This window comes from Blautia sp. AF19-10LB (assembly GCF_003461245.1).
Taxonomy (GTDB): domain Bacteria; phylum Bacillota; class Clostridia; order Lachnospirales; family Lachnospiraceae; genus Blautia_A; species Blautia_A intestinihominis.
This window is the reverse complement of record NZ_QTWS01000052.1, coordinates 1-9,840: the sequence shown is the minus strand read 5'-3', so window position 1 is coordinate 9,840 and position 9,840 is coordinate 1. Positions and strand designations below refer to the sequence as shown.

Sequence of the window (9,840 nt, the reverse complement as noted above, 5' to 3'; positions counted from 1 at the left end):
TGGACAGAAAAGGAATGCAAGAGAGCTTTCGATGGTAACAGTTCGTGTTGATTACCTTTTTACAGGAGCGTGTCACGCCCCTGTGAGAAGTAAACAAGGAGAAAGTTGGTAAGGTGCAGACGGAAAACTATGGCTGGAATGTGAGATTACTGTAAATTTGATAGTTGTGAAGAAGGGAGAAAGATACAATGAAACAGGGAAGATTAGGATATAACAGCAGTAATGACAGATATGGATTGTTGGCATCAGACTTATGGATTGATACGGGATTTCACTGTGGAGAAGGTCTTGAGGTGCTGGTTGATGATAAGTGGGTACGGACAAGAATGGAGATGAATCCGGCAAGAGAATGGTATCTGGTGGGAACACCATATTGCGGAGATCTGGAATATGTACAGGCAAGAATACCGGAATAATTTGATTGGATAGCCCCCGGCAGGGCGCAAGGGTACTTTTGATGGACGGTACGGCTGTCGAAAGTGCTTTTGCGTTACTTTTGACAAAAGTAACAAAACCGCCGTATCCGGCGAAGATTTCTTATAATTGCCATGGCTGGCGTAAATAAAGATTATATGCAATATCTGGCACTGCTTTTAGAAGGGGAGGTGAAGGAATATGACAATAAAAAGGACAATAAGCGGCATGATTGGAGCTGGTTCCCTAGCTCATAACAGACGGGATTTTATAGCTGAAAATGTAGATCCGGACAGAGTACACCTGAATATCCGTTACCAGAATGAAAATCTGAAAGAAGTATATAAAGAGTTGTTTGATGATTCTGTAGAACGGTATAATGTGGGAAAAAGAAAGGATCGGCAGATTATAAATTACTATGAAAAAATCCGTCAGGGAAAGCAGGAAAAGCTGTTCCACGAAGTGATTTTCCAGATTGGAAATCGTGAAGATATGGCTGTCGGAACAGTAGAAGGAGATCTGGCTGTAAAAGTGCTGGATGAATATGTAAAGGACTTCCAGAAACGGAATCCAGCGCTACGGGTATTTGGGTGTTATCTACATCAGGATGAGTCTACTCCACATTTACATATTGATTTTATTCCTTATGTGACTGATTGGAAAGGAAAAGGAATGGACACCAGAGTTTCGTTGAAACAGGCATTAAAAAGTCTTGGATTTCAAGGTGGAAATAAGCATGATACAGAGTTGAACCAGTGGATGAACCATGAAAAAAAGGTCCTGGCAGAGATTGCAAAACAGCATGGCATTGAATGGGAACAGAAAGGTACTCATGAGGAACATTTGGATGTTTATAACTTCAAGAAGAAAGAGCGAAAAAAGGAAGTACAGGAGCTGGAGCAGGAGAAAGAGTATCTAACTGCAGAAAACGAAGAACTGACAGCACAAATTGCGGAATTCAGAGCAGATATCCAGATTTTAAAAGACGATAAGGAACAGGCAATCAGGGAGAAACAAGAAGCAGAACAAAGGGCAGAGGACGCAGAAAAAGAAGTAAAAAGTCTGGAAGAGCGTCGAGATGTGCTGCAGCCGATTATGGATAATGCCAGTAAAGAAATAAAAGAATATGGAATGATTAAGACGTTTTTACCGGAGGCAGGAACATTTGAACGTGCAGTACCTTACAGAGAAAATAAAATCAAGCCATTGTTTATCAAGATGAAGAATCAGATTGCTGCATTAGCTGGAAAGGTTGTAGAACTTAACAAAACGATAGAAAGCTGGAAAAACAAATATCAAAAATCTACGGAGAAATGTGATGATATCCAAACGCAGTTAGATGATGTGCGTAAAGAAAATGGGGAATTATTAAATGATAATCAACGTTTACAAGAGATTTCGGACAGATATGACAGAGTGGTGCGTATTTTGGGATCAGAAACTGTAGAGGATGTGGTGCAGCAGGATATTAAAGAACAGAGGACACTGGAAGAAAAACGGCGAATGGAGCAAATGCCAAAGGGAAGCGTTCTGAAACAGTTGGAATGGGCGACTCAAAAGAGTCAGATTGAAAACCAACAACGTAAGAAAAATAGAACAAAATACAAAGGATTGGAGATTTAGACTATGAAAAAACAATTTTATGATGAAAAAAATGGAATGAGCTATACATTGCATGGAGATTACTATTTGCCGGATCTGGTTTTAAGAGAAGAAGAGCCGACATATGGAAAATATGGAATGTTACGAAAGCAGTTCTTAAAAGAACACAGATCAGCAAGGTATCAGTATTTGTTATTGATTGGAAAGCTGAATGAACATCTGAATCAGACTGATCAGGAAGCTAGAGAACAGGTGGAAACGCTTATGGAACAGATGACAGAAAAACAGGGTGTAACTGAAGAATTAAAGGCACAGGATCAGATGGAGTGGGTCAGGCTGATGAATAATATAAAAGCTAGTGCAGAAGAAATTGTATTGAAAAACATGATATATGTGTGATTGCGAGGGGGATAAAATCGCTTTTTTACATTTTTGTATATTAGAATAGAACTTTAGAAAGCACTATGGTAAAATAAAGTGAAGGTAAATTGAAACTTATCAAAACAAAGATAAAAACGCAACGTGCATCTTTGATGTGCCAGAGCCGGTAGGTAGCCCGGCCGTCCTATATAAATAGGGTAAGTAACCTGCCCCTCCGGGTTGTCCATTCTTTGTTCAATAAATTTTAGGAGGGATTTTTATGGACAGAGTAAATGGAAGATTGACGGTATATTTTGAAGAACCATTTTGGGTAGGCATATTTGAGCATATTGAAGATGGTAAATTATCTGTGGCAAAGGTAACATTTGGCGTAGAACCAAAAGATTATGAAGTGCAGGAATATATTCAAAAATACTATTTCGGTTTGAAATTCAGTCCGGCTGTTGAAGCTATTGTAAAGGATATAAAAAGAAATCCGAAACGGATGCAGCGTTCAGCAAAAAAGCAGATGCTGGAAACTGGCATTGGCACAAAATCGCAACAGGCGTTGAAATTACAACAGGAACAGAACAAACAGGAGCGTAAAGAAAAAAAACGAAAGAAAAAAGAGGCGGAAGAACAGCGAATGTTTGAACTAAAACAGCGAAAGAAAAGAGAAAAGCATAAGGGACATTAAAAGTCCTTTGGGCTTTTTCTCAAATTCGGGATTTGGAGGTATAAACAATGAGGAAATGTGAAAAGTGTGGAGCAAGTATGAAATTAGATTTAAGACTTAAAGTTAATGGCGGTGGCTATGGGATGGTTGTTCGTGTAGATGAAAAACAAAAGGCGACAACTATAGATGATGTTAGAGTTGCAGTCTGCCCAGAATGTGGTTATACAGAAATGTATTTAGAGGATTTAACGAAATTGAAATCTTAAAAGACAACTTTCAGATTTTTAGAATTAAGAAAAACGGAATTTAGGGAGGGGTCTATAATTGAAATTAGCAGATTTAGCAACAGGTTCTGATTGGATAGTGTGGATTGTCTTTGTAATATTTGCTGTACTTTCTATAGTTTTACTTTCTGGACACGGAAGCTGGTTTATTTCTGGATATAATACAGCTTCAAAAGAAGAAAAGAAAAAATATGATGAAAAGAAGTTATGCAGGACAATGGGAGTTGGAATGTCTATTATAGCAATTCTTGTATTAATTATGGGCTTGCTTGAAAATATTTTGCCTGCATTTTTTGTATATATTGCATTGGGAATCATTGTAGTTGATGTCGTGGTTATTATCATTTTAGAAAACACACTATGCAAAAAGTAATAATTTCTGGTTTGAGGAATTGACTGAAAGGAAGGCATTATATGTTCTATATTTATATTATTTTTGACTTTGCAATGGCAGTGATTATGCTTTTATTTGGAATATGGTTTTATAGGTCAAAAGGACAAGCATCCAAATTCTTGTCTGGTTATAATATGAAATCAGCAGAAGAACGAAAAAAATATGATGAAAATGCTATGTGTAAGGCATATGGGAAGAGAATGATGTTTATGTCAATTCCTTTTATTGCTGGAATGATTATAGATATTTGGCATATAGGAATCGGTTGTTTAATTGCATGGGTGATATGGTTTGTTATGTTTATTCTGCTACTTATGGATAGACATAAAAGAGAAGGTTAATTTATAGAGGAATAGAATGCTTTTGGGGTGAAAATACCGTTTATTTGTTTTAGACATACGATGTCCGGTTGAAAATTAGCGGATTCTCGTTTTATGTCGTGGTAATTTTGATACATATTGGTAAGCTGTAAGTGGAAGAGAGGTAGAGACATGGACACAAAAAAGATTGGAGCTTTTTTAAAGCAATGTCGTAAAGAAAAGAATCTTACGCAAGAGCAGCTTGCCGAGAAGTTTGAGGTATCTGCAAGAACAGTTTCCAGATGGGAAACAGGAATAAATATGCCAGATCTCAGTATACTTGTTCAACTTGCTGAATATTACGATGTTGAGATGAGAGAGCTCCTGGATGGAGAAAGGAGCCAGACTATGAATAAAGAGATGAAAGAAACACTGGACAAAGTTGTGGTGTATGAAGGATGGGTGAAACAAAAAGCATTAAAGGCTGGAAATCTTGCATTTGCATCAATGTTTGTGATTAGCGTGTTAGCGATTATTATTCAGATGTTATTAACTGTGGATATTCGCTTGGTTTTAGGAGAGACAGCAACTGCTTTGGTAGGAGGAATCCTGTACGCCTCTATTATGGTGTATAATGGAATATGGGATAAATGTTTGCCAAAAAGTGCTACTATATGGCGAGATTTTCTCACCAGTGTGATATGTGCAGGAATTTTTACAGTCATCTATGGTATATGTTTATTTAGAATGGGAGCTACAGAAAAACAGATAACACGATTAGCATTGGGATTTCTGATTGGTATTACTATTGTGGCATTTATTATTCTTAGGCTCTTGGCATTTATTAATCGAAAAAGAAACCAGAATTCGTCAAATGTTCAGGAGAAAAAGGAAATTTCCCTATCTAAGGTAGAATGGACAAAAATTTATAATGCACAGAATATAGTAGAGACAGAACAACTTGTAGAAATGTTAAAGCAAAATGGAATAGCAGCTTTTTCGCAGGAAGCAGGTGCGAATGTTGCAATGCATGGGGCACCAGGATTTGGAATATATGGTGTGGATATATTCGTGAAAACCGATGATGCAGAGAAGGCAGTACAGTTGATCAAGGAGATTAATAACCAAGAATGAAGAAATTTTTTGACATTTTCACACATGCGTGCTAATATGATTATAGAAAAAGAGTGCTACCGATAGACGGTTAGTCCACATACTTAATTGATTAAAAATAACCGTTCAGTTTGCGAGGCTGGGGCGGTTATTTTTGTGTCTTGTTATTATCTTTGCCGAATGTGTATCCGGCACAAAAGCAGGTGATGCCGAAGCTCACGACTGCAATAAAGTCCACAATACTCATTGGCTTAGCCCTCCTTTCCAGTGGATTCTCTTTCGAGTTTCTATGTAATCAGAGGGTCACAGTCCCTCTGCTGAAGGACTAACCGCCTACCGTTATGATAGCACCCATGTTTCGATTATAACAGTCAAGGTGGGAATCTGCAACCGGAAAGTTGACAGCTCATGAAAATCTGGCTGTGATACCGTTTTGATACTAAAAAATGAAGAGAACAGAAATATAGCGTAGAAATCCTATAACACAGGACAATAAAGACACGAAAATTACAGAAAATAATGAGATTCTAAGAACCTCACAAACGTGAAGGTGGACGTACTGTAGGATCAGGACGTGTTGCTACAATCATCGAGTAATCACTGACTAATATATATTGAGTACCGCAAGGTACATTGTGTCCAAACGTAAGATACCCCGGAACCGTAAGGTTTCCGGGGTTTTTCTGTTGAACAGAAGATTAAAATAAGGCTGTAAAGAATAGCGAATAAATTAAAAACAGGCAGGTATGGGAAGAAAATGAAAACCTTCGCATATCTGCCTGTGAAATAAGATTCCAGGCTTTCTCTGTTCTCCTGCAGATCAGCAAGAAAATTACACATATCTGCGTTTAAAGAATGTTCCGGATCATTTCCATAAAAGCGAAGTCCGGCATACCATTTCTGCGTTTCTGTTTCTATATCACCGGGAAGTTTATTATTTATATCCAGTTCATACCGGAGTTCATTGGATTCATTCATCTGCAATAAAACCCAAATAATATCGCTGAGAGTAGAAATCTGTACTTTATTTTCAGATAATCCAAATAACCAGTCCAAAGAGACATGAAATTTCTGAGCAATAGTCAATAACACATCATTGGAGGGAGTAACCACACCATTTTCATAACTGGATAAAGTTGATTGACGTATACCGATAGCTGCGGAAAAGTTTTTCTGATTCATCTTCAGATCAGTTCGCAGCTCTTTTATTTTTTCTGAAATAGATGATTCCTGCATATTATCCACCTCCTTAAAAGCTCTAGTAGATATGGGGAGTAATCCCCATATCTACTAGAGAGATCACTATTTGCCGGATCTGGTTTTGAACGAAGCAGAACCGACATATGGAAAATATGGAATGTTACGAAAGCAGTTCTTAAAAGAACACAGATCAGCAAGGTATCAGTATCTGTTATTGACTGGAAAACTGAATGAACATCTGAACCAGACAGATCAGGAAGCCAGAGAACAGGTGGAAATGCTTATGAAACAGATGGCAGAAAAAAGGGTGTAACTGAAGAATTAAAGGTACAGGATCAGATGAAGTGGGTTGGGTTAATGAATAATATAAAAGTTAGTGCAGAAGAGATTATATTGAAAAACATGGTATATGTGTGAGTGTGAGAGAAGAGATCGCTCTTTTACACTTTTGTATATATTAGAATAGCATTTTAGAAAGCACTATGGTAAAATAAGGTGAAGGTAAATCGGAATTGCAGATTTAGAAAAATTGAGGGTATTTGAAAAAAGATTGTAACCCTTAAGAGGCGAGAGTAAATATGGTTTATAGGAAATCTTGTGCTGTTACACTTTCTTGACATTTTCATGACTGTTCTAAGGATATTTTTACATTTGCCTGAGCTATACTTTAGCCATACCGAACAACCGGTAAATAAAAAATCAGGAGGTACTAAAATGATGAACAGATTATTCAAAAGAGGAATGGTAATAGCACTTGCAGCAGCAATGACTACATCCGCAGGTATTCCTGTCATGGCTGCCCAGAAGGAGACACAGGAGGAGACAGTGACTACATCAGAGGTAACACAAACAAATGTAGATTATGGTTCTCTCACTCAGAAGGAGATTGAAGAGTTTAACTCCATTTATGACCGACTTGACGCTATCGACAAAGAGGTAATGAAAGATGCAGATGGTCTTTCTGATGAAGATATCTATGCCAGATACGATCAGTATCAGGATGAAACCGATACCCTCATGGATCGCCTTGAGGAGCTTGATAAAAAAGCCGGGTGGATTGACAACGAGGAATATGAATATTCCGAAGATGGGTATAATGCTCTGTACGATACAGGCAAGCTCACCGCAGAGGAAGCAGAACAGCTTCAGAAAGCATATGAAAGAATCGAAGAAATTGATGCGGAAGTGTGGACGGACGATGATCTTTCAGACGATGAGATCGAAGCCCGCTATGCAAAGTATGATGACGAGATTACATCACTGAACGCACAGATTGAAACGCTTGAAAAGAAAGCGGGTTGGTATGAGGGATACTATGGAAATTTGAGCGAAGATGAAATCAATCAGCTTAACAGTATTTACAATAAAATTGATGCAATCTATGACAATATTTATAACGGCTCTGATAACCTCTCTGAAGAGGAATTTGCTTCTCGCTATGCGAAGTATTCAGATGAGATTGATGCTTTGGAGGCACAGGCAATCGCTCTTGAAGCGAAAGCAGGTGGAATTAAAATACAGATATACTGATTTTGAAAGATATAATATGGGGAATCTCACAGAATTTCTGAGGGACTCCCCTCATGTGGGATTAAAGATATGGCAAAAAAAATCTATTTGGCAGATGATGAACAGGATATACGAGAAATACTCACAGAATTTTTATCCAATGCCGGATATGAGGTAACAGCATACAAGAATGGTGATACACTCTTTTCTGCTTTTCAGGAGAAGCCCTGTGATCTTGTTATTCTTGATATTATGATGCCGGGTTCAGACGGTCTTTCCATATGTAAAAAGCTAAGGACAATATCATCAGTTCCTATTATTATTTTGACGGCAAAGGATTCAGAGTCTGACCATATGAAGGGATTTATGTATGGAGGGGATGACTATCTGATTAAGCCATTTTCGCCGTCACTTCTTGTTGTCCGGGTAAATGCGTTGTTCCGAAGAGTTGAAATGAATATACCGGTAAAGGCAGATATTTCCTTTGGTGATGTATGTTTTTCATGGGAGAAGCATAATGCCATTGTGAAAGAGCATGATATTGGTCTGACTATGACAGAATTTTCGCTTCTGGGATGTCTTATGGAACATGGTGGAACGGCAATCCCCCGGAATGAAATTCTCGACAAAGTATGGGGAATAGATTCTACGGAGATAGAAACCAGAGTTGTCGATGAGACAGTAAGAAGAGTCAGGCAGAAAATGAAGACCGCAGGCAGCAAAGTTCGCATTAGTGCTGTCTGGGGCTATGGCTATAAACTGGAGGATTGTAATGAATAAGACACGTTATAAAATTGCCACACTTACAGGTTCCGCCGTTATGGCAGCCATGCTTTTGAGCCTGCTGATTCTGAACATAGTTTTTAATAAAAAAATAGAGCTGAGAGCTGAGAATGCAATTAAAAACGTTTTTACTTTGGATTCAGACGAATATTTGAATTACGAATCTGAAAATGATACGGGCTCTTTATATTATGCCTCACTTGTATATATGGGGGCAGATTCAGAAAACAGGGATGACATATATCAGATTCTGACACCCAAAGAGAAGAAACTTATTGACTGGTATGAAACACACCCGTCTGATGAAATGCAAAGGGCAAAAATTAACGAAGCAACTTATTATATGAAAGCCAGAACAGAGTATTACGAAGACAGCAATGAGAGATTACTTGCTTATGTGGATGTTACCGGCGAACCAGAACTCATAAAAGAAATCAGTTTTGGTGTTTTGCTGGATGCTTTTGTCATTGCCGCTCTCGGTGCTGCCATTGGATATTTTCTCGGGAAAAAACTTGAACAAAATGACAAAGCTCAGAAGACCTTTTTTGAAAATACATCTCACGAATTAAAAACCCCGCTTATGGCAATTTGCGGATATGCGGAGGAGATTGAAATGGGAGTCATTACCGATTATTCTCAAGCGGGCAGAATGATAGTGTCTCAGACGGAGCGTATGAGTAAACTTATTGAGGATATCCTGTATTTATCAAAAATGGAAAGCGGTACGGAACCATTAAAGTGTGAACCAATAGAAATGGCATCACTGGTTCAAGATATTTTGATGCCGCTTGAAGGAATTGTGAACAGGCGAAACCTTTCAGTATCGTTAGAACTGGACGAAGGATATGTCAACGGAGACCCGGAGAAGCTGGAACACGCTGTTGCTAACCTGATAACTAATTCCGTAAAATATGCGTGTAGTCAAATCGAAATATCGTGGAAAAATCAAGTCCTTTCCATCTGGAACGATGGAGGAGAACTTAGCACAGAGGATTTTTCCCATATGTTTGAACGTTTTCATACGGGACAAAACGGAAACAGCGGAATAGGGCTTGCCCTCTCAAAAGAAATCGTTGAAATGCACGGATGGAAACTTAGTGCGAAAAATGACAGGCATGGCATATGTTTATCAATGGTATGCCACAGTTAATTTAACCTATTGTGCTACTTCAAATAAATTATATGAAAACCTGTAAATGCGCAAAG

12 protein-coding genes and 1 pseudogene are annotated in these 9,840 nt (G+C 38.2%); 12 read left to right on the top strand and 1 reads right to left on the bottom strand.

The annotated features are described in order from the left end of the window. Positions 1–188: 188 nt before the first annotated feature. From DWX28_RS17730 to DWX28_RS17690, 8 genes are all read left to right on the top strand, one after another. Positions 189–416: a DUF5348 domain-containing protein gene (locus DWX28_RS17730; RefSeq protein WP_055053912.1), complete on the top strand. Its 228-nt coding sequence runs from the start codon at positions 189–191 to the stop codon at positions 414–416. 199 nt (positions 417–615) lie between these two features. Continuing rightward, positions 616–2,037, top strand: a complete 1,422-nt coding sequence (locus DWX28_RS17720) for a plasmid recombination protein (RefSeq protein ID WP_118254362.1) — start codon at positions 616–618, stop codon at positions 2,035–2,037. 3 nt (positions 2,038–2,040) lie between these two features. Beyond that, positions 2,041–2,415 carry a TnpV protein gene (locus DWX28_RS17715; protein ID WP_117598191.1) on the top strand — a complete coding sequence of 125 codons (375 nt, stop codon included), beginning with the start codon at positions 2,041–2,043 and terminating at the stop codon, positions 2,413–2,415. Positions 2,416–2,656: 241 nt separating this feature from the next. Next, positions 2,657–3,073 carry a YjdF family protein gene (locus tag DWX28_RS17710; protein WP_117598192.1) on the top strand — a complete coding sequence of 139 codons (417 nt, stop codon included), beginning with the start codon at positions 2,657–2,659 and terminating at the stop codon, positions 3,071–3,073. Positions 3,074–3,120: 47 nt separating this feature from the next. Further along, positions 3,121–3,318 carry a zinc ribbon domain-containing protein gene (locus DWX28_RS17705; RefSeq protein WP_008373560.1) on the top strand — a complete coding sequence of 66 codons (198 nt, stop codon included), beginning with the start codon at positions 3,121–3,123 and terminating at the stop codon, positions 3,316–3,318. A gap of 58 nt (positions 3,319–3,376) precedes the next feature. Continuing rightward, positions 3,377–3,709, top strand: coding sequence for a DUF3784 domain-containing protein (locus DWX28_RS17700; protein ID WP_117598193.1), 333 nt, complete (start codon positions 3,377–3,379; stop codon positions 3,707–3,709). A 41-nt stretch (positions 3,710–3,750) separates the two neighbouring features. Further along, positions 3,751–4,071 carry a DUF3784 domain-containing protein gene (locus DWX28_RS17695; protein ID WP_008373564.1) on the top strand — a complete coding sequence of 107 codons (321 nt, stop codon included), beginning with the start codon at positions 3,751–3,753 and terminating at the stop codon, positions 4,069–4,071. 150 nt (positions 4,072–4,221) lie between these two features. Continuing rightward, positions 4,222–5,163: a helix-turn-helix domain-containing protein gene (locus DWX28_RS17690; RefSeq protein ID WP_118254360.1), complete on the top strand. Its 942-nt coding sequence runs from the start codon at positions 4,222–4,224 to the stop codon at positions 5,161–5,163. Between the two features lie 576 nt (positions 5,164–5,739). Here DWX28_RS17690 and DWX28_RS17685 read toward each other — a convergent pair. After that, positions 5,740–6,378, bottom strand: a complete 639-nt coding sequence (locus tag DWX28_RS17685; RefSeq protein WP_243002482.1) for a helix-turn-helix domain-containing protein — start codon at positions 6,376–6,378, stop codon at positions 5,740–5,742. Between the two features lie 70 nt (positions 6,379–6,448). Between DWX28_RS17685 and DWX28_RS20445 the strand changes: the two are divergent. From DWX28_RS20445 to DWX28_RS17665, 4 genes and pseudogenes are all read left to right on the top strand, one after another. Continuing rightward, positions 6,449–6,759 (top strand): annotated as a pseudogene (locus tag DWX28_RS20445) (TnpV protein). A 297-nt stretch (positions 6,760–7,056) separates the two neighbouring features. Next, positions 7,057–7,872 carry a hypothetical protein gene (locus tag DWX28_RS17675; RefSeq protein WP_118254358.1) on the top strand — a complete coding sequence of 272 codons (816 nt, stop codon included), beginning with the start codon at positions 7,057–7,059 and terminating at the stop codon, positions 7,870–7,872. A 69-nt stretch (positions 7,873–7,941) separates the two neighbouring features. Then, positions 7,942–8,631: a response regulator transcription factor gene (locus DWX28_RS17670; RefSeq protein ID WP_019163079.1), complete on the top strand. Its 690-nt coding sequence runs from the start codon at positions 7,942–7,944 to the stop codon at positions 8,629–8,631. After that, positions 8,624–9,784: a sensor histidine kinase gene (locus DWX28_RS17665; RefSeq protein WP_158565339.1), complete on the top strand. Its 1,161-nt coding sequence runs from the start codon at positions 8,624–8,626 to the stop codon at positions 9,782–9,784. Before DWX28_RS17670 ends, DWX28_RS17665 begins: the two co-directional genes overlap by 8 nt. The last annotated feature ends 56 nt before the right edge of the window (positions 9,785–9,840 follow it).

Bases quoted from the DNA above. Each gene is read 5' to 3' on its own strand.
- DWX28_RS17690 (WP_118254360.1), top strand. From the start codon at position 4,222: ATGGACACAAAAAAGATTGGAGCTTTTTTAAAGCAATGTCGTAAAGAA.
- DWX28_RS17730 (WP_055053912.1), top strand. From the start codon at position 189: ATGAAACAGGGAAGATTAGGATATAACAGCAGTAATGACAGATATGGA.
- DWX28_RS17705 (WP_008373560.1), top strand. From the start codon at position 3,121: ATGAGGAAATGTGAAAAGTGTGGAGCAAGTATGAAATTAGATTTAAGA.
- DWX28_RS17720 (WP_118254362.1), top strand. From the start codon at position 616: ATGACAATAAAAAGGACAATAAGCGGCATGATTGGAGCTGGTTCCCTA.
- DWX28_RS17710 (WP_117598192.1), top strand. From the start codon at position 2,657: ATGGACAGAGTAAATGGAAGATTGACGGTATATTTTGAAGAACCATTT.
- DWX28_RS17665 (WP_158565339.1), top strand. From the start codon at position 8,624: ATGAATAAGACACGTTATAAAATTGCCACACTTACAGGTTCCGCCGTT.
- DWX28_RS17685 (WP_243002482.1), bottom strand. From the start codon at position 6,378: ATGCAGGAATCATCTATTTCAGAAAAAATAAAAGAGCTGCGAACTGAT.
- DWX28_RS17695 (WP_008373564.1), top strand. From the start codon at position 3,751: ATGTTCTATATTTATATTATTTTTGACTTTGCAATGGCAGTGATTATG.
- DWX28_RS17670 (WP_019163079.1), top strand. From the start codon at position 7,942: ATGGCAAAAAAAATCTATTTGGCAGATGATGAACAGGATATACGAGAA.
- DWX28_RS17675 (WP_118254358.1), top strand. From the start codon at position 7,057: ATGATGAACAGATTATTCAAAAGAGGAATGGTAATAGCACTTGCAGCA.
- DWX28_RS17715 (WP_117598191.1), top strand. From the start codon at position 2,041: ATGAAAAAACAATTTTATGATGAAAAAAATGGAATGAGCTATACATTG.